The organism is Streptosporangium sp. NPDC049078 (genome assembly GCF_040648855.1).
In the GTDB taxonomy this organism is placed as follows: domain Bacteria; phylum Actinomycetota; class Actinomycetes; order Streptosporangiales; family Streptosporangiaceae; genus Streptosporangium.
On the sequence record NZ_JBEZEL010000003.1, the window covers coordinates 223,791 to 246,820 of the forward strand.

Sequence of the window (23,030 nt, forward strand, 5' to 3'; positions counted from 1 at the left end):
GCTCACTTCTCTCGCAGATGCACGTGGACGGGATACTTCCAGACGGGGGAGAGCGCGGTGATCCGCATGTTCACGGCCTCCCGTACGGCGTCGGCCAGCCCGCGGGTGTCCCGCATGCCGCTGTCGGCCGCGACGTGCACGGCCTTCCCGTGCAGCCGTACCCGGGCATGCTCGATCCCCTGCACCTGTTCGGCCGCGTGAGCCAGCGACCGGGCGAAGCCCCGGCGCTGCATGCCGATGACCAGATCCTTGTCCCCGGTCCTCACCGGGATCAGCGTGGGCCTCCCGGGGATGATCGCGAGCAGCACCAGCAGCAGGCCGAGCAGGCCGACCAGGCCCGCGCCCGCCATCATTCGCGGGTCGCTCCACGGTGTCGACGTCGCCCAGGCCAGGATCCGGTCGTACGGCACCAGGCGGAGTGGGCGGCCCAGCAGCGCGGAGACGACCTCCAGCGCGAGGAGGAGGCCGATCACGGTCATCAGGACGGCCGTGATGACCGAGGGGAGCACCCGGCGCGGGCGGAAGGCCCTGATCGCCGCGCGGTCCGCGGAGGAGTTCTTCGCCACCGTGCCGTACGTCGGAGGCGCCGGTTCCGTCGCGCCGTACATCGGCGCGGCCGGCATGGTGGTGCCGTACGCCGGTGTGGTGGGTTCGGTGGTGCCGTACGCCGGTGATGTGGTGGGTTCCGCGTCGCCGTAGGCCCGTGGTGTGCCGGTGTCGTACTCCGGCGGTACGGCCGGTCGCGCACGGGGCGGGGGCGTCTCGCCGGTCGGTTCCGCGCCGGGGACCGGCTCCGCCGGGTCGGGTACCTGCCTGGCCATCATCGCTCCTCACGTAGCGGGACGATGTCCTCGGTGTCCGAGGTGGGATCGTCGACGGGATCGTCGACGGGCGTCGCATTCCCTCCCGAAGGGCCGGCGGCGGCCTGCCCGGTGTCGCGCGCCGGATTCTCCGGGTTCTCCGCCGAGCGTTCCAGCGGTGGCTCCTGCGGGCTCTCCGGGTTCTCCAGGTTCTCCGGCGAGCGTTCCGGTGAGCGCTCCCGCGGGTTCTCTCCGGCCGGTACGGCGTCCGGGACCCGCGAGGTCTCGCGGTCGCCGCGGGCGGGAGCCACGCCGGTGACGTTGACGTCGATGTGGCCGACGTCCTTGCCGGTGAGGGTCATGACCCGTTCGGCGACGTGACGCCTGACCTCCTCGGCCACCTCACGGATCGGGGCCGGATACTCGACCGTCACGTCGATCTGGAGCGTCGCGAGATCGGCGTCGAGGGTGGCGTGGGTGCCGCCGCGAAAGAACAGCGGCTTCCACTCGCCGACCTCCCGTACCCGTGGCACCTCTCCGGCCGCGTGGGCCGCGATGCGCGACACCACCTGGTCGGATATCTCGGTCCTGCCGCGCCGCTCGGCCGGTACGCCCCGCCATGACGGCTGGGCGGGCACGGCGGGCAGCCCGGACCGCCCGGTTTCGCCGGGAACGGGATCCTCTCGCCCCGCGGGCGGCGCGGTCGTTCCCGAGGACGCGGGCCGGTGCTCGACGGGGGTGTTCATCGCCGTCTCGCCGCCAGCCGGGAGAGGTCGACCTCTCCGGTCTCCACGAAGCGACCGATGAGGAGTCCGACGGCGCCCAGTACGAGCACCAGCAGGAACGCGCCGAGGCCGCCGAAGGCCGCGGCGAAGCCCAGAAGGACACCGACGATCATGCCGACTACGGACCACACTGGGAAACTGCTCATGTCAAACCTCCGATATGGACGTTTACCGGCCGGTCGCCCACCATCGGGGCGACCGCCGCTCGCACCGCGTCGGCGATCTCCGGAATCGGGCGTCCCAGCCTGACGACGACCGAGACCTCCACCTCGTTCTCGCGCAGCGCGACACCCGGGAACCGTTCGCCGGGCAGATAGGTCGCCACGGTCCCGAACGGCCCGCCCGACAGATCCGCGACGTCGGGGCAGCGCAGGACTGCCTCGGCGATCCGGTGGGCGAGGCCGGCCGTCTCGCGGGCCGGCGCCTCCTGCTCACGGGTGGCGACCGCCCCGCGCGGCGGGCTCGTGGCCTCCCGGCCCTGACCGGCCGTCTCGCGGGCCGGGGCCTCCGGCCTGCGTGTGGGCGCGGCCTTCTGCCGGGGTATGGCAGGCGGCCTGCGGGACGGATCCTCGGGCCGGTGAGCCGGCATGGCCGTCGCGGGTGTCGGGATGCCCGGTCTTCGCGCCTCCGGTCCGTGTGCCTCTCTGGGGGCCTCCGGTTCACGCGCCTCCGGTCTGTGTGCGGGATCCTCCGGCCCGCGCGTGGGCTCTGTCGTTCCTCGTCCGGGTTTCCCGTGCCCGGGCGCGGACGTCCCGCGGCCGGGATCCACCGGTGCCGGGGGCGTGATGGTCTCGCGGCCCGGGTCCTTTGGCTCGCGACCCGGTCCCGTCGCACCGCCTTCCGGGCCTCTCACCGGACGCGGGGCTCCGACTCGGACGCCTCCTCCGAGGAGTCCCTGTCCTGGCCGGGCATGCGGACGTCGGAGACCTTGATGTTGACCTCGGTGACCTCAAGGCCGGTCATACGCTCGACCGCCGTGATCACGTTGCGGCGTACGGCGGCGGCCAGGTCGGGGATCGCGATCCCGTACTCGACGACCACTTCCAGGTCGGCGGCGGCCTGCCGCTCGCCCACCTCGACCGATACGCCCTGGGTGGCGCTCCGGTCGGCGCCGACCATGCCGCGTACCGCGCCGAGAGCGCGTGCCGGGCCCGCTCCCATGTTGTGCACGCCAGGGATCTCCCTGGCCGCGAGGCCCGCGATCTTCGCGACGACCCCGCTGTCGATGGTGGTGGTCCCCTTCGGTGTGACCAGGCCACTCTGGGATCCGGGACTGTCGGTGCGTGCCCGGGGCACCGTGGCCTCGTCGCCCTTGGGCCTGTTCACCGTGCTGGCTTCAGTCACGTCCGTTCCTTCCCCCGAGGGAAGACCCTTCTGGCCCCCCGATGCTTCTGTGGCGGTCATACCCCCCGTATAGGCATAAATCAGGACATAGTGTTTCTTGGAGCAAAGATGGCAATATCCGGGAAATCGGATCTACAGCTACATATGGCGTCGGCCCCCGGGCGGTGAGACGGGGCGGCCCCGGTACGGTCCGGTGGGATCCGGAGCCCGACTAGCCTTGTCGTGTGCGTATAGCGAGGTTCTCCACAGGAGACGGTGTCGGGTTCGGGGTGGTCGAAGGCGGCCCAGGGGAGGAGTTCGTCTCCGGGATCTCGGGTCACCCGTTCGGGCCGATCCAGTTCACCGGCGAGCGATACTCGCTCTCCCAGGTCAGGCTGGTCGCACCCATGCTGCCCAGCAAGGTCGTCGCGATCGGCAGAAACTACGCCGACCACGCCAAGGAGATGGGCAACGAGGTCCCCGACGAGCCGCTCGTCTTCCTCAAGCCGTCGACCTCGGTGATCGGCTCGGGGGAGGCGATCGCCTATCCGACGACCCTCTCCCAGCGGGTCGACTACGAGGGGGAGCTGGCGGTGGTGATCGGCAGGCTCTGCCGTGAGGTGCCCCGCGAACGGGCGCACGAGGTCATCTTCGGCTACACCTGCGCCAACGACGTCACGGCGAGGGACCTGCAGAAGAAGGACGTCCAGTTCACCCGGGCCAAGGGCTTCGACACCTTCTGTCCCCTCGGCCCGTGGATCCAGACCGAGCTCGACCCGAGTGACGTCGGCATCGTCACGTCGGTGAACGGCGAGGTCAAGCAGAGTTCCCGCACCTCCAAGCTCATGTACGACATCCCCGCGCTGATCGCCCACGTGAGCGCGGTCATGACCCTGATCCCCGGTGACGTCATCCTCACCGGGACCCCGGAAGGGGTCGGCCCGCTCAGTGTCGGCGACGAGGTCAGCGTTTTCATCGAAGGAATCGGCACTCTCAGCAACCGGGTGGTCTCCCGTGATTAGGGTTCGTTTCGCCCCCTCGCCGACCGGCATGTTCCATGTCGGCGGCGCCCGCTCCGCGCTGTTCAACTGGGCCCTGGCCGAGCAGACCGGCGGAAAATTCGTGCTGCGCATCGAGGACACCGACGCCGCGCGCAACCGGCCGGAATGGACCGAGGGCATCATCTCGGCGCTCGCCTGGATCGGCGTCAACGACGGCAGTCAGGCCTTCGAGGGCCCCTACTTCCAGTCGTCGTACGAGGAGCAGCACCGCGAGGCCGTGGCCAAGCTCGTCGCCGGCGGCCGGGCCTACTACTGCACCTGCACCCGCGACGAGGTGAAGGCGCGCACCGGCTCCGAGCACCAGGGCTACGACGGCTTCTGCCGCGACCGCGGCCTGAGCGAGGGCGCGGTCCGCTTCCGCACCCCCGACGAGGGTGTCACCGTGATCCAGGACCTGGTCCGCGGCACCGTCGAGTTCCCCAACAACGCGATGGAGGACTTCGTCGTCGCGCGTGGCGACGGCTCCCCGCTGTTCGTGCTGGCCAACGTCGTCGACGACGTCGAGATGCGGATCAGCCACGTGGTCCGCGCCGAGGAGCACCTGTCCAACACGCCCAAGCAGCAGCTGCTCTGGGAGGCGCTCGGCGTCGCCCCGCCCACCTGGGCGCACGTGCCGGTCATCGTCAACGAGAAGCGCCAGAAGCTGTCCAAGCGACGTGACAAGGTCGCCCTGGAGTCCTACCGCGAGGAGGGCTACCTGGCCGAGGCGATGGTCAACTACCTGATGCTGCTCGGCTGGGGCCCCGGCGACGACCGGGAGATCATGCCCTGGTCGGAGATGGTGCCGTTGTTCAAGCTGGAGGACGTCAACCCCTCCCCGGCGTTCTTCGACGAGAAGAAGCTCCGCGCGTTCAACGGCGAGTACATCCGGGCGCTGCCCCTGGAGGAGTTCGTCGCCCGATGTGAGCCGTGGCTGGAGCCCGGCTGGGACCGCGAGACCTTCGCCAAGGTCGCCGAGCTCGCCCAGACCCGCATCGCGGTCCTGTCCGAGATCACGGCGAACGTCGACTTCCTCTTCCTCGACGAGCCCGTCTTCGACCAGGCGTCGTGGGACAAGGCGATGAAGAACTCCGCCGTGGAGATCCTCACCGGCTATCTCGCCCGTATGGAGACGGTCGACATGGATCCCGAGTCGCTGAAGACCGCGCTGGAGGAGGTCGGCCTCGAACAGGGCCTCAAGCTCGGCAAGGCCCAGGCCCCCGTACGCGTCGCCGTCACCGGCCGGACCGTGGGCCTGCCGCTGTTCGAGTCGATCGAGGTCCTCGGCCGTGAGCGCTCCATCGAGCGTCTGCGCGCCGCCCTCGCGAGGCTCCAGGCCTGATCGGGCTTCGCGGGCCTCGGGCGGGCTTTCACACCCGATCGGATGCCTTGAGGGACCCGGAGGAGAAAGGGGCCCCAGGCCCGACCGGGCCCGGGGCCCTGAAAAGGCTTCCGGCCTGCAGGGCCTGCAAAGGTTGACGGCCCGCCCCGGTCTCTGCCCGGGGCGGGCCGTCGCTTTTTCTCGCCGCTTCCCCGTGACCGCGGTCACGGGGAAGGATCTCAGGACGAGAATCTCAGGAAGGGGAGCCCGAGGAACGTCCCCGTTCCGTGCCCCGCCCGGCGAGCTCGTCCCAGAAGCCGAGGTTGTGGGCCGAGGCGCGGTCGAAGGGCTTGATACCGTCCCGTCCCGGGGACAGCTCCTGCACGTACGGTGTGCCGTGTCCGGGACGCACGCGCTTCCAGGCGGGCAGTCCCGGCCGGTTCGGGTCGCCGACGGCGGCGAACCGCGACCAGTAGTCGATCATCGCGTCCCCGAGTCGCCGCTGCGCGGGGGTGAGCGGGGCGGACTCCCAGCCGACCCCGAAGAGGAACGACAGCTCGGAGCCGTGCGAGGCGAGCGGCCTGATCCCGTTGGGCAACGGGAAGAGCACGGGCGCCGTACGGTCGGTGAACTCGTAGGAGAAGGTCGGCACGTGCCGGGCGAGCAGCAGGTCGGTGTCGCGCGCAGGCCACGCCCAGTCGAGATCGCTCATGATGGCGGAGACCGCCTGGAGGGGCGAGCCGCCGTGGGCGCTCAGCGGGTAACGGGCCAGGACGTCGGGTCCCGCGGCGCCGTACCTGTCGTTGACGGCGGTCTCGTACTCGGCGGCCGTCATCGGCGGGAATATCAGCGAGGTGAACAGCGTGCCCTCGTCCCGGGTGATGCCCGTCAGTACCGGCACCCGGTGGAATCGGCCCTCCTGGAACACCTTCGCGGGGTCCTCGGGCAGCACCGCGTTGCCGTACCCCGGCAGTGGGAGGGGATCCCGGGCGAGCAGGTCGGCCACCGGCCTGCCCCGCAGGCAGGCGAGCGCGGTCGCCGGGTCGGCGCACCCCAGCCCGGTGGCGAGGAACTGTCCGTAGCCCTCGTGGGAGGCTCGGGGCACCCAGAGCGGCACGTCCAGGACCGGCCTCAGCGGAGTCCCCTCGAAGCCTCCCGCGTCGCACGGGCTGCTCTGGGTGATCGCCCGGTGGAACAGCCCGGCCGCCGAGGGGGAGGCGAGCTGCGCGCACACCGAGTGCGACCCCGCGGACTCACCGGCCAGGGTGACGTTGCGCGGATCGCCGCCGAAGGCCGCCGCGTTGCGCCGCACCCAGCGCAGGGCCGCCTGCTGGTCCTCGATCCCGAACGCCCCCGAGTTCTCAAGCCCGGGATACCCGAAGAACCCGAAGATCCCCAACCGGTAGTTCACCGTCACCACCACGACGTCGCCCCGCACGGCCAGCCTGCGGGCGTCGTAGTCGCTGCCGGCCCCCTTCGTCAGGCTCCCGCCGTGCAGCCACACCATGACCGGCTTGAGGCGTTTCCCGCCGCTCGACGCGGGCGCGGTCACGTTGAGGTAGAGGCAGTCCTCCGCCTCGCTTCCCGGCAGTCCCCAGATGTCGGCGGTCTGCGCGCACCGGCTGCCGGGCGCGGTGGCGTCGCGCACCCCCTGCCACGGGGTGACGGCCCGCGGTGATCGCCAGCGCAGCTCTCCGACCGGGGGCGCGGCGTACGGGATGCCCTGGAAGAGCCGGTGGTCTCCTACCTTCGCACCCTTCACCCACCCGGCGTCGGTGCGCACCTTCACATCCCCGCCGGGCCCGCCCGTACCGGTGGTGGAGGTCGAGACGGCGGGAGTGGTCCGCGGTGTCCGTGCCGTCTCCTGCTGTGCCGTCGCCGGGGTCGCCGTTCCCAGCAGCAGGGCGCCCGCCAGGCCGGCGACGAGCACGGCGCCCGTCCTTCGCTGTAGTCGTCTCATGGCGTCCACGATGCCCGCCGCCCGCTTTCCGGCGCATTGGGTCTGTGGTCCCGGCCGGGGTGTGGGAAGCCACACCCCGGCGCTGCACCGAAGCGTAAACCGGCAGGTCATCGCCTCGGAGGCGGCTCGAAGACCCCGGGGAACCCCTGAGGGAACCTCCGCGACGCGGACACGGCACGGGGTGAGAGGGCCGGCGGGCGGAGCTTCCCGGGGGACCGGTTACGGGACCAGCAGCCCGCGGCGCTTCAGCAGGGGCTCGATGCGCGGGTCGCTCCCACGGAAGTCACGGAAGGCGTCCATCACGTCCCGCGAACCGCCGACCGACAGCAGGGTGGAGCGGAAGTGATCGCCGTTCTCGCGTTCCAGGCCGCCGTTCTCCTTGAACCAGTCGACGCTCTCGGCGTCGAGCACCTCACTCCAGATGTAGGAGTAGTAGCCGGCGCTGTAGCCGCCCACCCCGCTGAAGAAGATGTGGGCGAAGTAGTTGGTCCGGTAGCGGGGTCTGACCAGCTCGAAGGCGATCCCGTTGCGCTCCAGGGCCGCGTTCTCGAACGCCTCCGCGTCCGCGGCGTTCTTGATGGGCGCGCCCGCCGCCAGCTTGTGCCAGGACCAGTCGAGCAGCGTCGCCGCGAGGTACTCGACGGTGGCGAAGCCCTGGTTGAACTTCTCCGCGGCCCTCATCTTCTCCAGGAGCTCGGCGGGCACGGGCTCGCCGGTCTCGTGGTGCCTGGCGAAGTTGGCGAGGATCGACGGCCAGGTGGCCCACATCTCGTTGACCTGCGAGGGATACTCCACGAAGTCGCGCGGCACCGCCGTGCCGGAGACCCGGGGGAAGCGCACGTCGGAGAAGAGGCCGTGCAGGGCGTGGCCGAACTCGTGGAAGGCGGTGTTGACCTCGTCGAACGTGAGCAGCGTCGGCCCCTCGGCGGGCTTGGTGATGTTGAGGTTGTTCATCACCACGGGCCGCGTGCCGAACAGGTGCGACTGGTCGACCAGGGCGTTCATCCAGGCACCGCCGCGTTTGGTGGGCCGGGCGTACGGGTCGAACAGGAACAGCCCGAGCGGCGAGCCGTCGGCCTCGAACACCTCGAAGACCCGCACGTCCGGGTGGTATCCGGCCAGGTCGTCCCGCTCGGAGAAGACGACCCCGTACAGCTCGCCCGCCGCGTGGAAGACGCCGTCGCGCAGCACCCGGTCCAACTCGAAGTACGGACGCAGGTCGGCGCCGTCGAAGTCGTACCTGGCCTTGCGCACCCGCTCCGCGTAGAAGGACCAGTCCCACGGCTCGATGGGGAAACCGGCCTCCTCGCTCAGCGCCTCGGCCTCCCGGCGGGCGTTGGCCACCGCGGGTCCCACCAGCTTGCCGAGCATCTCCTCGACGGCCTCGGTGGTCTTGGCCGTCTGGTCGGCGACGGAGTAGGCGGCGTGGCTGGGGTAGCCGAGCAGCGCCGCCCGCTCGGCGCGGAGCGTCGCCATCCTGGCCGCCAGCTCGAAGTTCTCGGGAGCCCGGCCCGTGGACAGCTCGTACAGCCTCCTGCGGGTCTCCCTGTCGGTCAGCTCCGCGAGGACGGGGTGGTTGGTGTGGTTGAACAGCGCCAGGACGTACGAGCCGTCCTTCTCGATCGCCTTGATCGCGCTCTCGGAGAGCCCGTCCAGCAGCTTGACGTCCTCGACGACGAGCGCGGAGTCCGTGGAGGCGGCGAGAAGGTTCTGGGTGAAGGTCGTGGAGAGCTTGGTCAGCTCCTCGTTGAGCTCCCTGAGACGCCCCTGGTCGGCCTCGGACAGGTCGGCTCCCGACCTGACGAAGTCGACGCGGTATTTCTCCAGCAGCCACGCCTCCTCGGCGTCGTCGGTGGTCACCTGCTTGACCCGGGCGTACAGGGAGCGGTTGAGGCGGATGGAGTCGGCGTGCTGGGTGAGCCTGGGGGAGATCTGGGTCTCGATCTCCCGGATGCCGTCGGTCGCGTCCGAGGCGGAGAGGCTGGAGAAAACGACCATGGTCCGGTGAAGGACGCGACCCGAGCGCTCCAGCGCCTCGATCGTGTTGGCGAACGTCGGGGCCTCCGGATTCTCGATGATCTCCCGCACCTCACGCAGCTGTTCGGCCATGCCACGCTCGAAGGCGGGAAGGTAGTGCTCCTCCCTGACCAGAGCGAACGGCGGCAGCCCGTAGGGCAGCTCGCTGGGGGTGAAGAACGGGTTGTCGGTCAAGGTACGAACTCCTCACATGCGGCTGGGTCTCCCCAGCAGCGTTACACGGTGGACCTTCGTGGCGACAGCCCGGTGATACCGCGATTGGGCCTCCGGCAATCGTTTTGGTCTTGACCCCCAACCTGGGCTATTCTTTCGGAGTCGCCAGCGAGGCCCGCAAGGGAGTCCAGCGCGGTGGGGTATGGTGTAATTGGCAACACGGCTGATTCTGGTTCAGTTGTTCTAGGTTCGAGTCCTGGTACCCCAGCTGCATCTTCTCAGGAAGATGTTGCGGATTCGGTCCCCTCCGAGTCCGATGACAGTGTGTAGGGTCCCGTCGTCTAGTGGCCTAGGACGCCGCCCTCTCAAGGCGGTAGCGCCGGTTCGAATCCGGTCGGGACTACCACTGTCTCTCGCAAGGCTCCGTCGTCTAGTGGCCTAGGACGCCGCCCTCTCAAGGCGGTAGCGCCGGTTCGAATCCGGTCGGGGCTACATCGCGAACCCCGGAAGCAACGGCTTCCGGGGTTTTTGCATTTCCGGTTTTCTTGAATTTCCTATGCGCCCGCTCGCGAGCGTGCACGGCGACCATCTCGCCGCCCCACTCGATTCACCTCACGGATTCCCGGACCCGCTCCCGGACCCGCGCCCGGCTGGCCATCCGGACCCCGGGGAACGGAGTCGGCCCCTGAGGGCTTTGAGAGCCGTGCAGAACGGAGAGGGGGCTCCAGGCTCTGAACAGAGCCTGGAGCCCCCTCTCCGGGAACGTGGGGCTAGTTCTGCCCGGAGCGGGCCTTGAAGAGGGCCCGCTTGGCGGCCTTGCCCACCTGCTTGTCCGGGTGTGCCTTGCCGATCGCCTCCAGCAGCTCCTCAAGGTGCGGGTGCGGCACCTTCCAGATCACTTCGAGCAGGCTGACGAGATTCGGCACGTTGCCGATGTCGTCAAGGCTGCTGACGAACTCCGGGCGGCCGAGACCCGCGGAGATGGTCAGCATGTCGAGGATGAGCCAGTGGGTGTCGGACTGGGTGGGCGTGGGGGCGTCCTCGACGCCCAGCTGGGCGAGGTGGGTGGCCGCGTACGGGCGCAGGGACGGCTCGTCGAGAGCCTCCCGCCACGCGGGCACGGCCACGTCGCCGAGCGAGCCCACCATGCTGGCCGCCTGGACCCGGATCAGCGCGTCCGCGTCGTCCTCGGCTGCGGCCTCCAGCAGGTCCCTGGCGGCCTGCTCGGGGGCGCGCAGCTCCATCCAGGCCGCGAACTCGGCGTCCGCCTCCTCCTCGGGAAGCTCGGCGCCGAAGGAGAGCAGGTCGAGAGCCGTCATCGCGTCGATGGCCGGCCGGGCGTCCAGCTCGATGTCGGCGTCGTCCACGAGGTGGACCACGCCTTCCATGCCGAGCGGCGTGAGCCGCACCTGGTCGTGCTCGACCTCGACCATGCCGTATCCGATCAGCCAGTCGAGCACGGGGTTGAGCGGGTCGCCGTACTGCGCGGTGGCGGCGGCCCAGGCGTCGGCGCCCAGGTCGTCGTACTCGGCGGCGGCCTCGGCCAGCTCGGTGCGCAGCTCGGCCAGCGGCTTCGAGCCCGTCGCCAGCAGCACCCGGACCAGCAGTGCCCTGGTCAGCCCGGACAGGGCGATCGTGGCCTCCTCGTCCTCCAGCTCGGGGTCGCCGTAGTCGATGGACTGCAGGCCCGCCATCCACGCGTCGAGGGCGTCGTCGTCCTCCTCGAAGGGCCACTCCGCGGTGTCGGCGTCGACACTCACGGTGTCCTCCCCCTCGGGCTGGAGGAAGTCGAGGTCGATCGCGAGGTTCCAGATGTTCCAGAGCGCGGGGACGGAGTCGGCGAGCGAGGCGCCGGGCTTCTCCGGGACCGGAAGCCCGAGGACCGCGAGGGCCTCGGTGATCTCGGTGTCGGTGAGCAGGCTCGTCTCACCCACCCGGCGCTCGGAGCCGACCCAGACCGCGAGGTCGCGGGCCTTGGTGATCAGGGTCGCCTTACGGGTGGCCGCGGCCAGCTCGCTGTCGGGCCGGAGCCTGATCGTCGGCAGCTCGGAGAGCTCGTCGGCGAACGGCTCGAAGTCGCCGAGCCCTTCGGACTCCTCCTCGTCGTACTCCTCGTCCTCGTCCTCCTCGACGACGAGCTCCTCCATCGCGTCGACGAAATCGTCTTCGAGGCGGTCGAGCTCGGAGAGCAGGTCGCTCAGCGAGGCCGAGCCCTTGGCGAGGCGGTCGGACTCCGACAGGAAGGTCAGGTAGGCGCGGATCGCGGGCACCATGCCGTCGGCGGCGGCGTCGGGGTCCTCGACGACCTGGGGCATCCGATCGAGGAGCACCGTGCGCAGGTCGGACTGCTTCCACCGGCCCACGTCGTCGGAGGCGATCAAGCGGTGCCACAGGGCGACGGAGCCCACCAGGTTGGAATCGCTGCCGGGCGCGTTCTCACGCGCCCAGAGGATGAAGTTTTGGAGCAGGGGACGCAGTTCAGCCGCGGCTGCCTCGATGCGATCTGTCACCTTCCCAGCCTAGGGGGCCGCGGGGGTGCTCGCCTCCTCATATCGCCCGCCGACCGGCGGGTGTCAACCGGCGCGCGGCCCGGGCACCCGGATCGCGGGCCTCCGGCCCCGCGATCCGGCCGTCGAGGGCGGAAACCGCCCTCACCGCGGCGGACGGCGGTGATCCGCTCGCCCTCGGACGGCGGTGATCCGCTCGCCCTCAGTTGGCGCGGCGCATCGACTCGGTGATCCGCTCGGCGGCGGTGACCACGGGGGCGGCGTGGAGGCGGCCGGGGGTGCGGGTCAGGCGCTCGATCGGGCCGGAGACCGAGACGGCGGCGACCACCTTGCCGCCCGCGCCCCTGATCGGCGCCGAGACGCTGGCCACACCCTGCTCGCGCTCGCCGACGCTGTGTGCCCAGCCCCTGCGCCGTACGCTCGCCAGCGTGGCGGCGGTGAACTTGGCCCCGCGCAGTCCTCGGTGCAGGCGGTCGGGCTCCTCCCAGGCGAGCAGGATCTGCGCGGCGGAACCGGCGAGCATCGGCAGGGCCGAGCCGACGGGCACGGTGTCGCGCAGTCCGCTGGCGCGCTCGGCGGCGGCCACGCAGACCCGCTCGTCACCCTGGCGGCGGTAGAGCTGGGCGCTCTCGCCGGTCAGGTCCCTCAGCTGGGTGAGAATCGGGGAGGCGACGGCGAGCAGCCGGTCCTCGCCGGCGGCCGTGGACAACTCGGACAGGCGCGGGCCCAGCACGAACCTGCCCTGTGTGTCGCGGGAGACGATGCGGTGGTGCTCCAGCGCGACGGCGAGCCGATGGGCGGTCGGCCGGGCCAGGCCGGTGGCCTGAACGAGCTGGGCGAGGGACGCCGGTCCCGCTTCGAGGGCATTGAGCACGAGGACGGCCTTGTCCAGTACGCCGACTCCGCTAGAGTTGTCCATACACCGATACTGCAGTCTCGACATATGAGAAAGCAAGTGGGAGTGGGACAGCCGATCGCAAGGAGGCGACATGGGCCGCACGCTCGCGGAGAAGGTATGGGAGCAGCACGTCGTACGACGTGCCGAGGGAGAACCCGACCTGCTCTACATCGACCTGCACCTCATTCACGAGGTGACGAGCCCGCAGGCGTTCGACGGCCTGCGCATGGCCAACCGCCCCATCCGGCGTCCCGAGCTCACCATCGCCACCGAGGACCACAACGTCCCGACCGTGCGCGGTCCCATCGACGACCCGGTGTCGCGGGTGCAGGTCGAGACGCTGCGCAAGAACTGCGCGGAGTTCGGCGTCCGGCTGTATCCGATGGGCGACGCGGGGCAGGGCGTGGTCCACATCATCGGCCCGCAGTTCGGTCTGACCCAGCCGGGCATGACGATCGTGTGTGGTGATTCTCACACCTCCACTCACGGCGCCTTCGGCGGCATCGCGTTCGGCATCGGCACCTCCGAGGTCGAGCACGTGCTGGCCACCCAGACGCTGCCCGCCTACCGGCCGAAGACGATGGCGATCGAGGTCTCCGGCGAGCTGCCGACCGGCGTCACGGCGAAGGACCTGATCCTCGCGATCATCGCCAAGATCGGCACCGGCGGCGGCCAGGGCTACATCGTGGAATACCGCGGTGAGGCGATCCGCAGGCTCTCCATGGAGGGCCGGATGACCGTCTGCAACATGTCCATCGAGGCGGGCGCCCGCGCGGGCCTGATCGCTCCCGACGAGACCACCTTCGAATACCTCAAGGGCCGTCCCCACGCGCCCTCCGGCGCCGACTGGGACGCCGCGGTCGCGTACTGGAAGACGCTGGTGACCGACGAGGACGCCGTCTTCGACACCGTCGTGGAGATCGACGCCTCGACGCTCACCCCGTTCGTCACCTGGGGCACCAACCCTGGCCAGGGGGCCCCGCTGGGGACGTCCGTGCCGCGCCCGGAGGACACCGGCGACCCGGCCGCCGCCGCCCGCGCCCTGGAGTACATGGGCCTGACCGCGGGCACCCCGCTCCGCGAGGTCCAGGTCGACACGGTCTTCGTGGGCTCCTGCACCAACGGGCGCCTGGAGGACCTGCGTGCCGCGGCCGACGTGCTGCGCGGGCGCCAGGTCGTCACGCGCACGCTGATCGTGCCCGGCTCGATGCTGGTCAAGCTCCAGGCCGAGCAGGAGGGGCTGCACGAGGTCTTCAAGAACGCGGGCGCCGAATGGCGCGAGGCGGGCTGTTCCATGTGCCTGGGCATGAACCCCGACACCCTCGCCCCCGGCGAGCGCAGCGCCTCGACCTCCAACCGCAACTTCGAGGGGCGTCAGGGCAAGGGCGGCCGTACGCACCTCGTGTCCCCGCAGGTCGCCGCCGCGACCGCCGTCACCGGCAAACTCACCGCGCCTGCCGATCTGCCCGCCGACCTGCCCGCCGACCTGCCCGCCGGCCTGTAAGGAGTCCTCGCGATGGAAGCGTTCGTCACCCACACCGGCCGGGCCGTGCCGCTGCGCCGCAGCAACGTGGACACCGACCAGATCATCCCCGCCGTCTGGCTCAAGCAGGTCAGCCGGACCGGTTTCGAGAAGGGCCTGTTCTCCGCCTGGCGCGAGGACCCCGACTTCGTCCTGAACAACCCCGCCCACGAGGGCGCCACGATCCTGCTCGCCGGACCCGACTTCGGCACCGGCTCCTCCCGCGAACACGCGGTCTGGGCCCTGCAGCAGTACGGCTTCCGCGTCGTGATCGCGGCCCGGTTCGCCGACATCTTCCGTAATAATTCCACCAAGATGGGCCTGCTCCCGGTCGTCCTGCCCGGCGAGACCGTCGAGGCCCTGCAGGCCGCGGTGGAGGCGGACCCCACCCTGGAGATCACCGTGGACCTGGCGGAGCGCCAGGTCCGCTGGGGCGGGGAGAGCGTCGCGTTCGAGATCGACGACTACACGCGCTGGCGGCTCATGGAGGGCCTGGACGACATCGGGCTGACCCTGCGCAACGCCGATGCCATCGGGACATACGAGAATGGTCGGCAGCCATGGCTGCCGACGACCGTCTGACGCGTTCAGAACACGAGCTGGCGTGGCGGCTGCGCGAGGCGCACCGCCACGTCCGGTCTCTGCCCGTCCCCGCCGAGGAGAGAAAACGTCTCGCCCGGCGTCTTCTCGCCATCTGCGATATGGCCAAACGCGACCTCGAACACGCCGCCGGGCGTCTTGATTTGTTCCTTCTCAGTATTGATGTCGTGGTTTCGGATACGCCGAGCACTGGAAACATTGCGGAAGGTGATTGAGTCATACGGCTCCGTCCCCTAATTTCAAGCGGGCAAGGGGTTTCTCGTCGTGATCGTTGATGAGAGATCTGTGATGAGACCCCTCGCCGTGACAAATCGGGTGAGACGGGTTTTCTGCCTCGTGACCCACTCCCGGACATCGGTAAGCAGGGGGAGCAACCTTAATGAACAAAAAGGAACTCGTCGACGCCATCGCGGATCGGGTGGGCGACAAGAAGACGGCCACCGAGGCCGTGAACGCGGTGCTTGACGCCATCCAGACCGCCGTCGCGAGTGGCGACAAGGTCTCGATCACGGGGTTCGGCGCCTTCGAGATGGTGCACAAGCCGGCCCGCACCGCCCGCAACCCCTCCACGGGTGCCGAGATTCACGTCGCCGAGAGCTGGGGGCCGAAGTTCCGGCCTGGCTCCGACTTCAAGGAACTCGTCAACAACGGCGGCAAGAAGTCGGCGAAGAAGCGGTAGGTCCCGGGCACGGGCGCCCGGACTCCCGTCACGGGAGTCCGGGCGCCCGGCTTTTGCGCCGGGCGGCCCGGGCGCCCGAGAGTTTTCCCGAAACCCCGTCCTCGTCGTCCTCGTCGTCCTCGTCTTCGCGACCGATTCGCGACCGGGCCGCGAGGGTCGTCTTTCCGGACTATCCGGGCAGCGGAAAGGTCGAGAGGGTGACGTAGGTGACGTCGTCGCCGTCCATCACGAGATTGACCCGCTGGCCCGACCTGAGCAGCCGCAGCGGCCCCGCGTCGAACGCCGCCGCCCCGAACGGGATCTGGGTCCCGTCGTCCAGGAAGACCGACCCCGACCGGGTCGCCGGGTCGAAGTCCCGCACCGTCGCCTGCATCCGTCCAGCCTAACCGTCGTCCCGGTTCGACGCCGAGATCCTCCGCGCCATCGCCAGCGTGCGGGGGCCGACGCCGAGGGCGAGCGCGAGACGCAGGTCGTCCGGGGTGTCCACGTCGTGGCGGACCGACTCCACGTCCTGTACGGAGAGCTCCTTCGCGCCGCGCCGCAGGTGCCGCTCCCGCGACTCGCCGCCGAATCCCGGCGTGAACGGCACCGTGGGCCGTACGCCGTAGAAGGTGGTGCCGATCTCGGCGGCGTCGGGCAGGAACACCTGGTCGAACTCCGCGGCGGCGATCAGCACGCGGGCCAGCTCCGCAGGACGCAGGGCGGGAAGGTCGGCCTGCAGGGCGCCCACGGGGTCGCCGGGCGCGAGCCGCGCCGCCTCCAGGGCCCCGTGCCGCAGGGCGGCGTTCAGCCCCGCCTCCGGATCGCCGACCACGTGCGCGCCGACCTCGCCGAGCGCCTCGGCGGCCACCGGGTCGCCCGTCACCACGATCACCCGCGCGACGAGCGCGCAGCTCAGCGCCGCCTCGACGGTGTCGCAGGCGATCGCCACGGCCAGCGCGGCCCGGTGCGGGCCCGCCGCGGCCGACAGGCGGGTCTTGGCGGCGACCAGTGTCTTGACCGGGACGACCAGGGTCCAGCCGGAGCTCTCCGAAGCAGACATAGCCTTAAGCATCCCGCCTCGACATCCCCCTGAGCGAACCGGGAGACTGAGGCGCACCCCGCTCGGATGGAGGAGCCCATGAGACGCCCCGGATGGCCTTCGCGATTCTGGGTGGCCTTCGCCGTCGTCATCGTCAAGCCGATCTCGTGGCTCCTGGTCAAGAAGGACTGGCGTCGCAGCGACCGCCTCCCAAGGACGGGCGGGATCATCATGGTGACCAACCATCTGTCGTGGCTGGACCCCATCCTCGTCGCGCACTTCCTCTACAACCACGGCCGCTGGCCGGTGATCCTCGCCAAGTCGGGTCTCTTCTCCGTACCGCTCGTCGGTCACCTGGTGAAGGTCATGCAGGCCATCCCGGTCTACCGGGGGAGCGCCGATGCGGCGCGCTCGCTGGAGGAGTCGAAGCGGCGGCTCGCCGCCGGGGCGTGCGTGATGTTCTACCCGGAGGGCACCTGCACCCGCGACCCGGACTTCTGGCCGATGGAGGGCAAGACCGGCGCGGCCAGGCTCGCGCTGGCGACCGGCGCGACGGTGATCCCCGTCGCCCACTGGGGAGCCCAGGAGATCCTGCCGTACGGCGCGAAGAGGCCCCGCCTGCTGCCGCGCAAGACGTTCAGTGTGCAGACGGGGCCACCGGTCGACCTGTCGAAGTACGCGGGACGCGAGGGGGAGCCGCCCTCCGCCGACGTCCTGCGCGAGGCGACCGCCGACATCATGGCGGCGATCACGGCCCAGCTGGCCGAGATTCGCGGGGAGAAGGCACCCGAGACGCCGTTCAGGCGACCGTCCGACAACTGACTTCGGCGTACGGTGTTGACATCCCCCCTCCGTAGGGGGAGGGGGTTCCCACGGTCGCCCGTGAGAGTTCCTGATTCACCATCGGTCGCCCGCCAGGAGAAATCCCTTGAGGTCCTACAGCAACTCCGCAGGCGTTTCGCCTTCCCGCCGTCCGGGGGGTGAGGACGCCGCAGGCCACCCCGGTGGTGACCTGGTCATCGCCGGACCCGGTGCGGAGCCGTACGGCGCCGCGCGCCTCCTCGCCCGCCCCGAGGCGGAGGTTTCCACGCCCGAGGAGAACCGATGACCAAGGCGGCCGTGTTCGGCACGGGCTCGTGGGGGACGACCTTCGGCATGATCCTCGCCGGGGCGGGCACCCGGACGACGCTGTGGGGACGCAAGCCGGAGATCGTCGAGGCGATCGACCGGCGGCACGAGAACCCCGACTACCTGCCGGGCGCGGTGCTGCCCGAGACCCTGCGCGCCACCGTCGACCCCGCCGAGGCCCTCGAAGGCGCCGACTTCGTGGTGCTCGCGGTGCCCTCCCAGACCCTGCGGGAGAACCTGACCCGCTGGAAGCCGCACCTGCCGCCCGGCGCGGTGCTGGTCAGCCTGATGAAGGGCATCGAGCTGGGCACCACCAAGCGGATGAGCGAGGTGATCCGCGAGGTCGCCGAGGTGCCCGAGGAACGCGTCGCGGTGGTGTCGGGACCCAACCTGGCCGGTGAGATCGTCAGGGGCCAGCCGGCCGCCACCGTGGTCGCCTGCACGGACGAGCGGGCGATGGAGCGACTTCAGGAGGCCTGCTACCTGCCGCCCTGGTTTCGTCCGTACACCAACCCCGACGTCATCGGGGTCGAGCTCGGCGGGGCCGTCAAGAACGTGATCGCCCTGGCGGTCGGCATCTCGGCGGGGATGGGACTCGGCGACAACGTCGGGGCGATGCTGATGACGCGTGGCCTGGCCGAGATCTCCCGGCTCGGCGCGGCGCTCGGCGCGGACCCGCACACCTTCGCGGGCCTCGCGGGCATGGGTGATCTGGTGGCGACCTGCACCTCCCCATTGTCGAGGAACCGTACTTTCGGTGAGAATCTGGGGCGAGGCATGACGCTGACCGAGGTCATCGCCGCCACGAAACAGACCGCCGAGGGGGTCAAGTCCTGCGAGTCGGTGCTCGAACTGGCCAGAAAACACGATGTGGAGATGCCGATCACCGAGGTGGTGGTGGCCGTCGTCCACGACGCGATGCCCCCCAGCGAGGCCGCGGTGCTGCTGATGTCGCGGACTCCCAAGCCGGAACGGTACGGCCTGTGAACGGACGGCGTGGTCGATGAACAGACGGATGCGCAGACGCAAGGGCGAGAACACCCGGTCGGTGCACCTGCCCGCTCCCGAGCCGCCGCCGCAGGACCCGCTCGGCCCTCCCGTGTGGCGCAGTTCCGCGTGGCACTTCGGTGACTCCGCCGAGTACGCCGAGGCGTTCGACGACAAAAGCCCCGGATACGCCTACGGCCTGGCCGACAACCCCACCACGGCCTCCTTCGCCTCGGCGGTGGCCTCCCTGGAGGGCGCCGCGGCGCCCGAGGACGTGGCGGGCCAGGCGTTCGCCTCGGGGATGGCCGCGGTCAACGCGGTCCTGATGACGTTCCTGCGCGCGGGCGCGCACATCGTGGCCCCCACCCCGCTGTACGGCGGGACCCACTCGCTGATCACGAACGTGCTGGCCAGGTTCGGGGTCGGCGCGGACTTCGTCGACTACGGCGAGCTGTCCCGGGTGCGGGCGGCGATCAAACCCAACACGAAGATCATCTATGCGGAGACGCTGTCCAACCCCACCATGGCCGTCTCCGACATCCGGGGCCTCTACCGGATCGCCCGCGCCGCCGGGGCGCTGCTGGTGGTCGACTCCACCTTCGCGACCCCGATCGTGTGCCGTCCCCTCGAACACGGCGCCGACCTGGTGATCCACTCCGCGACCAAGTATCTCGGCGGCCACGACGACTGCGCCGGAGGCGTGGCGGTGGGCCGTCCCGACCTCATCGCCCAGCTGCGCGAGGTCAGGATCGACACCGGGGGCACCCTTTCCCCCGACGACGCGTTCCTGCTCCGCCGAGGTCTGGAGACCCTGACGCTGCGGGTCCGCCGGATGTGCTCCACCGCGATGGTCTTCGCCGCCGCCGTGGCCAAGCATCCCGCCGTGCGCCGGGTCGACTACCCGGGACTGCCGGGACACCCCGGCCACCAGCTCGCCAGGCACCTGTTCGACTCAGGCCCCGAGGGCACGAGATACGGCGCCTGCGTGACGATCACCCCGCGCGGCGGCTACGACGCGGGGGTGGCCCTCGCCGACGCGCTCAAGCTCGTCCCGATCGCCACCTCCGCCGGAGGGACACGCACCAAGGCCGCGCACGTGGCCTCGGCCGCCCACGGGCGGCTCGGTGAGGGATCCGGGGTCGACGCGGCGGCGGTCCGCTTCTCCATCGGGCTGGAGGACGCCGAGGATCTGATCATGGACGTGACCAAGGCGCTCGACTCATTACCCACATCGGGTAGGTAGGCGCGTCTAACAGCTGGATTGCCCCCTAACAGGGGGTAGATTCGGTCATCATGAGTGAGCAGCACGAACCTCTACCGAGGGTCGCCGTCGTCTTCGGCGGTCGCAATTCCGAGCACGCCGTCTCCATTCTCGGGGCGGGAAGCGTGCTGGAGGCCATCGACAGATCCAAGTACGAGGTGGTCCCCATCGGGATCGCCCAGGACGGCCGGTGGGTGCTCGCCTCGGGGGAGCAGCGCTACGAGATCGACAGCGGTGAGCTGCCCGCCGTCGACGCGGCGGGGGCGACCCTCGCGCTCGCCGCGTCGACGGCGGGCGGCGGCTCGCTGGTGGCGTACGACCCCGGCAGCATTCCCGTCGAGCTCGGCCAGGTCGACGTCGTCTTTCCCGTGATGCACGGCCCCTTCGCCGAGGACGGCACGATCCAGGGGCTGCTGGAGATGGCGGGGGTCCGCTACGTCGGCTCCGGGGTGCTGGCGAGCTCGGTCGGCATGGACAAGTCCTACATGAAGCTGGTGCTCGCCGCCGCGGGCCTGCCCGTCGGCCCGTACGTCACGATCCGCGACCGCGACTGGCGGACCGACCGCGGCCGGGTCCTCAAGGAGGTCCAGGAGCTCGGCTGGCCGGTCTTCGTCAAGCCCGCGCGCGCCGGGTCCAGCCAGGGCATCTCCAAGGCCGCCAACCTGGAGGAGCTGGAGCGGGCGATCGAGTTCGCCCGCGAGCACGACCCCAAGGTGCTGGTCGAGGCCGCCGTCACGGGCCGCGAGATCGAGTGCGCGGTGCTGGAGTCGCCGGGCGACGAGGCGCCCAGGGCGAGCCTGCCCGGCGAGGTGCTGGTCCACGGCGACCACGAGTTCTTCGACTTCGAGGCCAAGTACCTCGGGGACGACATGTCGCTGTCCGTGCCCGCCGACATCCCCCAGGAGACCGCGGAGGAGCTGCGTGCGATGGCCGTCCGCGCCTTCGAGGCGCTGGGCTGCGAGGGCCTGTCCCGGGTCGACTTCTTCTTCACCCCCGACGGGCGGTTGATCGTCAACGAGATCAACACCATGCCGGGGTTCACCTCGATGTCGGTCGCGCCGCAGCTGTGGGCCGCCACCGGGGTGCCCTACGCCGAGCTGGTCGACCGGCTGATCCGGCTCGCGCTCGAACGCTCACCCGGTCTGCGGTAGGGCGCTCTTGATGGGGGCCGCGAGGTCGATCAGCACGTTTTGCGGGGTGTGCTCCCGCGCGATCGTCACCTCGACGTAGGCCTCCCTGCCGATCGCGGTGAACAGCGTCGGCCTGGCCGGGTCGGCGTACCACGCCACCCCGTCGATCTCGGGCACCTGGTCGGTCGGTGACATCGTCACCGGTCGCGGCACCCCGCAGCGCAGCGCGATGCGCGCCTCCCCCCACACGGCGACGTAGGGGGAGGCGGGGGTGGACTCCGTACGGTCCGCGCCGTCGAGCGTGCGCGGGAGCCGCTCGGCGAGCGCCTGGCAGGCGGCGGCGGCCGGCCCCTCGGGGGTCGGAGGCTCGACCCGGACGGCGCCGCCGCAGCCCGCCAGGATCAGCAGGGCGCAGGCGCACGCCGTCCGGCGGGCGAACCGCAGTGGCATGTCACGTTCCATGGGTCGGATGCGGGAGCCGGGAACCCGGACGTGAGACCGGGCGCCGGCTCGATTCGCGAACTCAGATGTGGACGATGGGACACGTCAGCGTACGCGTGATCCCCTCCACACCCTGGATCTGGGCCACCACGAGCTTGCCCAGCTCGTCGACGTTGCGGGCCTCGGCGCGCACGATGACGTCGTACGGCCCGGTGACGTCCTCCGCCTGGGTGACACCTGAGATACCGGAGATCTCCGACGCCACGTTCGCGGCCTTGCCGACCTCGGTCTGGATAAGGATGTAGGCCTGCACCATAGCGACCTCCCGGGCGATTGGATCAGTGCCGAAGGGCCACCGTACCCTGTGATGAACGGGAGGTGCGTCATCACAGTCGGAGATCTCGGCGAATTCGGGGTTGTTGCACGTATTGCCGGACGTTTGCCACGAGGTAGGGCCGTGTTGCTCGGTCCTGGGGACGACGCCGCGGTGGTGAGCGCTCCCGACGGACGGGTCGTCGTCACGACCGACCTGTTGATTGAGGGTAGGCACTTCCGCCGCGATTGGTCCAGTGGCTACGACATCGGCCGTAAGGCCGCCGCGCAGAATCTCTCCGACGTCGTGGCGATGGGGGCCGACCCCACCGGTCTCGTCGTCGGTCTCGGACTGCCCGCCGACGCCACCACCGGCTGGCTGGACGACCTCACCGACGGCTTCCGCGACGAGTGTGATCTCGTCGGCGCCGCGGTGGCGGGCGGCGACATCACCCGCTGCGACCTCGTCGTGGTCGCCGTCACCGCTCTCGGCGACCTGGGCGGCCGGGCACCGGTCACGCGCTCGGGGGCCCGTCCCGGTGACGTGGTCGCCTTCGCGGGCCGCCTCGGGTACGCCGCGGCCGGGCTCGCGCTGCTTCGCGCGGGATCGACGGGACCGACGGAGTTGATCGACGCCCACCGCCGCCCGCTGCCCCCCTACGCACGCGGCCCGGAGGCCGCCGCGCTCGGCGCGACCGCGATGCTCGACGTGAGCGACGGCCTGCTCCAGGATCTCGGCCACGTGGCGGCGGCGGCCGGGACCGCGCTCGTCCTCGACCCGGAGGCGTTCGCCGTCCCGCCGGTGATGGGGGAGGCCGCCCGGCTGCTCGGCGTCGATCCGCTGGAGTGGATTCTCTCCGGCGGCGACGACCACGCCCTCGCCGCGACCTTCCCCGCTCACCTGGGGCTCCCGGAGGGCTGGAACGTGGTGGGTCACGTCGTCGAGGGGGAAGGTGTGCAGGTCAAGGGCCTTCTTCTTGATCACGGAGGCTGGGATCACTTCCGGGAGTGACATGTACCACTTCCTGTGATGTTTGTGAAAATTGCGACAAACGGTTATCTAACTGGTATGAAGATGGGCGGTCGAGATTCCCTCGAGAAAGGGGCCACATGGGCCGCCACGGC

The 23,030-nt window shown here is 70.4% G+C and carries 25 protein-coding genes and 3 tRNA genes; 15 read left to right on the forward strand and 13 right to left on the reverse strand.

All coding sequences use genetic code 11. The features are described from left to right. Positions 1 to 2: 2 nt before the first annotated feature. From AB0B90_RS06025 to AB0B90_RS06045, 5 genes are all read right to left on the reverse strand, one after another. On the reverse strand, positions 3 to 821 hold the full coding sequence (locus tag AB0B90_RS06025) for a DUF6286 domain-containing protein (protein WP_362921059.1): 819 nt from the start codon (positions 819 to 821) through the stop codon (positions 3 to 5). After that, positions 821 to 1,546, reverse strand: a complete 726-nt coding sequence (locus AB0B90_RS06030; protein ID WP_362921061.1) for an Asp23/Gls24 family envelope stress response protein — start codon at positions 1,544 to 1,546, stop codon at positions 821 to 823. Before AB0B90_RS06030 ends, AB0B90_RS06025 begins: the two co-directional genes overlap by 1 nt. Next, positions 1,543 to 1,731 (reverse strand): hypothetical protein, encoded by a 189-nt coding sequence (locus tag AB0B90_RS06035; RefSeq protein ID WP_362899472.1) that lies wholly within the window; start codon positions 1,729 to 1,731, stop codon positions 1,543 to 1,545. Before AB0B90_RS06035 ends, AB0B90_RS06030 begins: the two co-directional genes overlap by 4 nt. Next, positions 1,728 to 2,174: a hypothetical protein gene (locus AB0B90_RS06040; RefSeq protein WP_350947644.1), complete on the reverse strand. Its 447-nt coding sequence runs from the start codon at positions 2,172 to 2,174 to the stop codon at positions 1,728 to 1,730. The genes AB0B90_RS06035 and AB0B90_RS06040 overlap by 4 nt, the downstream gene beginning before the upstream one ends. Before the next feature lie 260 nt (positions 2,175 to 2,434). After that, positions 2,435 to 2,839 (reverse strand): Asp23/Gls24 family envelope stress response protein, encoded by a 405-nt coding sequence (locus AB0B90_RS06045; RefSeq protein WP_350947651.1) that lies wholly within the window; start codon positions 2,837 to 2,839, stop codon positions 2,435 to 2,437. A gap of 314 nt (positions 2,840 to 3,153) precedes the next feature. Here AB0B90_RS06045 and AB0B90_RS06050 point away from each other — a divergent pair, with 314 nt between their 5' ends. Then, positions 3,154 to 3,930, forward strand: coding sequence for a fumarylacetoacetate hydrolase family protein (locus AB0B90_RS06050; RefSeq protein ID WP_350947645.1), 777 nt, complete (start codon positions 3,154 to 3,156; stop codon positions 3,928 to 3,930). A gap of 28 nt (positions 3,931 to 3,958) precedes the next feature. Beyond that, complete coding sequence (gltX, locus tag AB0B90_RS06055; RefSeq protein WP_362921333.1) at positions 3,959 to 5,290, forward strand: glutamate--tRNA ligase; 1,332 nt, start codon at positions 3,959 to 3,961, stop codon at positions 5,288 to 5,290. 232 nt (positions 5,291 to 5,522) lie between these two features. On the opposite strand, the gene AB0B90_RS06060 is transcribed toward gltX, so the two are convergent. Together AB0B90_RS06060 and AB0B90_RS06065 are read right to left on the reverse strand one after the other, a co-directional pair. Next, entirely contained in the window at positions 5,523 to 7,229 is a 1,707-nt protein-coding gene (locus AB0B90_RS06060) for a carboxylesterase family protein (RefSeq protein ID WP_362921064.1), read from the reverse strand. A 219-nt stretch (positions 7,230 to 7,448) separates the two neighbouring features. Further along, positions 7,449 to 9,440 carry a M3 family metallopeptidase gene (locus tag AB0B90_RS06065; RefSeq protein ID WP_350947647.1) on the reverse strand — a complete coding sequence of 664 codons (1,992 nt, stop codon included), beginning with the start codon at positions 9,438 to 9,440 and terminating at the stop codon, positions 7,449 to 7,451. Positions 9,441 to 9,615: 175 nt separating this feature from the next. Here AB0B90_RS06065 and AB0B90_RS06070 point away from each other — a divergent pair. The 3 genes from AB0B90_RS06070 to AB0B90_RS06080 all read left to right on the forward strand — a co-directional run bounded on the left by AB0B90_RS06070 (position 9,616) and on the right by AB0B90_RS06080 (position 9,911). Beyond that, a tRNA-Gln gene (locus tag AB0B90_RS06070) sits at positions 9,616 to 9,687 on the forward strand. A 62-nt stretch (positions 9,688 to 9,749) separates the two neighbouring features. Beyond that, a tRNA-Glu gene (locus AB0B90_RS06075) sits at positions 9,750 to 9,825 on the forward strand. 13 nt (positions 9,826 to 9,838) lie between these two features. Further along, positions 9,839 to 9,911, forward strand: a tRNA-Glu gene (locus tag AB0B90_RS06080). A gap of 278 nt (positions 9,912 to 10,189) precedes the next feature. Here the strand turns inward: AB0B90_RS06080 and AB0B90_RS06085 are convergent. Next, positions 10,190 to 11,929, reverse strand: coding sequence for a hypothetical protein (locus AB0B90_RS06085; RefSeq protein ID WP_350949370.1), 1,740 nt, complete (start codon positions 11,927 to 11,929; stop codon positions 10,190 to 10,192). 199 nt (positions 11,930 to 12,128) lie between these two features. Further along, a complete protein-coding gene (locus tag AB0B90_RS06090) occupies positions 12,129 to 12,845 on the reverse strand; it encodes an IclR family transcriptional regulator (RefSeq protein WP_350949369.1) in 717 nt (238 codons plus the stop codon). A gap of 70 nt (positions 12,846 to 12,915) precedes the next feature. Between AB0B90_RS06090 and leuC the strand changes: the two genes are divergently transcribed. The 4 genes from leuC (at position 12,916) to AB0B90_RS06110 (ending at position 15,625) form a co-directional block, all read left to right on the forward strand. Next, complete coding sequence (leuC, locus tag AB0B90_RS06095; protein ID WP_362921066.1) at positions 12,916 to 14,328, forward strand: 3-isopropylmalate dehydratase large subunit; 1,413 nt, start codon at positions 12,916 to 12,918, stop codon at positions 14,326 to 14,328. Between the two features lie 12 nt (positions 14,329 to 14,340). Beyond that, positions 14,341 to 14,928, forward strand: coding sequence for a 3-isopropylmalate dehydratase small subunit (gene leuD / locus AB0B90_RS06100; RefSeq protein WP_350949367.1), 588 nt, complete (start codon positions 14,341 to 14,343; stop codon positions 14,926 to 14,928). Continuing rightward, the gene (locus AB0B90_RS06105) at positions 14,907 to 15,161 is read left to right on the forward strand and encodes a hypothetical protein (protein ID WP_350949366.1); all 255 of its coding nucleotides are present in this window, start codon (positions 14,907 to 14,909) and stop codon (positions 15,159 to 15,161) included. Before leuD ends, AB0B90_RS06105 begins: the two co-directional genes overlap by 22 nt. 164 nt (positions 15,162 to 15,325) lie before the next feature. Then, complete coding sequence (locus AB0B90_RS06110) at positions 15,326 to 15,625, forward strand: HU family DNA-binding protein (protein ID WP_350949365.1); 300 nt, start codon at positions 15,326 to 15,328, stop codon at positions 15,623 to 15,625. A 169-nt stretch (positions 15,626 to 15,794) separates the two neighbouring features. Here AB0B90_RS06110 and AB0B90_RS06115 read toward each other — a convergent pair whose 3' ends face one another. Together AB0B90_RS06115 and cofC are read right to left on the reverse strand one after the other, a co-directional pair. Then, entirely contained in the window at positions 15,795 to 15,998 is a 204-nt protein-coding gene (locus AB0B90_RS06115; RefSeq protein WP_350949364.1) for a hypothetical protein, read from the reverse strand. A 9-nt stretch (positions 15,999 to 16,007) separates the two neighbouring features. Continuing rightward, positions 16,008 to 16,679, reverse strand: coding sequence for a 2-phospho-L-lactate guanylyltransferase (cofC, locus tag AB0B90_RS06120; protein WP_350949363.1), 672 nt, complete (start codon positions 16,677 to 16,679; stop codon positions 16,008 to 16,010). A 66-nt stretch (positions 16,680 to 16,745) separates the two neighbouring features. Here cofC and AB0B90_RS06125 point away from each other — a divergent pair, with 66 nt between their 5' ends. From AB0B90_RS06125 to AB0B90_RS06145, 5 genes are all read left to right on the forward strand, one after another. Then, complete coding sequence (locus AB0B90_RS06125) at positions 16,746 to 17,468, forward strand: lysophospholipid acyltransferase family protein (RefSeq protein WP_350949362.1); 723 nt, start codon at positions 16,746 to 16,748, stop codon at positions 17,466 to 17,468. Between the two features lie 106 nt (positions 17,469 to 17,574). Further along, positions 17,575 to 17,754, forward strand: a complete 180-nt coding sequence (locus AB0B90_RS06130) for a hypothetical protein (RefSeq protein WP_350949361.1) — start codon at positions 17,575 to 17,577, stop codon at positions 17,752 to 17,754. Further along, positions 17,751 to 18,761 (forward strand): NAD(P)H-dependent glycerol-3-phosphate dehydrogenase, encoded by a 1,011-nt coding sequence (locus tag AB0B90_RS06135; RefSeq protein WP_350949360.1) that lies wholly within the window; start codon positions 17,751 to 17,753, stop codon positions 18,759 to 18,761. Before AB0B90_RS06130 ends, AB0B90_RS06135 begins: the two co-directional genes overlap by 4 nt. Positions 18,762 to 18,789: 28 nt before the next feature. Further along, positions 18,790 to 20,004 carry an aminotransferase class I/II-fold pyridoxal phosphate-dependent enzyme gene (locus AB0B90_RS06140; RefSeq protein WP_350949359.1) on the forward strand — a complete coding sequence of 405 codons (1,215 nt, stop codon included), beginning with the start codon at positions 18,790 to 18,792 and terminating at the stop codon, positions 20,002 to 20,004. 50 nt (positions 20,005 to 20,054) lie between these two features. Then, positions 20,055 to 21,173, forward strand: a complete 1,119-nt coding sequence (locus AB0B90_RS06145) for a D-alanine--D-alanine ligase family protein (RefSeq protein WP_350949358.1) — start codon at positions 20,055 to 20,057, stop codon at positions 21,171 to 21,173. On the opposite strand, the gene AB0B90_RS06150 is transcribed toward AB0B90_RS06145, so the two are convergent. Both AB0B90_RS06150 and AB0B90_RS06155 read right to left on the reverse strand, forming a co-directional pair. Beyond that, positions 21,156 to 21,602 carry a DUF3515 family protein gene (locus AB0B90_RS06150; RefSeq protein ID WP_350949357.1) on the reverse strand — a complete coding sequence of 149 codons (447 nt, stop codon included), beginning with the start codon at positions 21,600 to 21,602 and terminating at the stop codon, positions 21,156 to 21,158. The genes AB0B90_RS06145 and AB0B90_RS06150 overlap by 18 nt on opposite strands. A gap of 73 nt (positions 21,603 to 21,675) precedes the next feature. Continuing rightward, entirely contained in the window at positions 21,676 to 21,909 is a 234-nt protein-coding gene (locus AB0B90_RS06155; RefSeq protein ID WP_350949356.1) for an Lrp/AsnC ligand binding domain-containing protein, read from the reverse strand. Between the two features lie 51 nt (positions 21,910 to 21,960). Between AB0B90_RS06155 and AB0B90_RS06160 the strand changes: the two genes are divergently transcribed. Further along, on the forward strand, positions 21,961 to 22,917 hold the full coding sequence (locus AB0B90_RS06160; RefSeq protein WP_362921072.1) for a thiamine-phosphate kinase: 957 nt from the start codon (positions 21,961 to 21,963) through the stop codon (positions 22,915 to 22,917). The last annotated feature ends 113 nt before the right edge of the window (positions 22,918 to 23,030 follow it).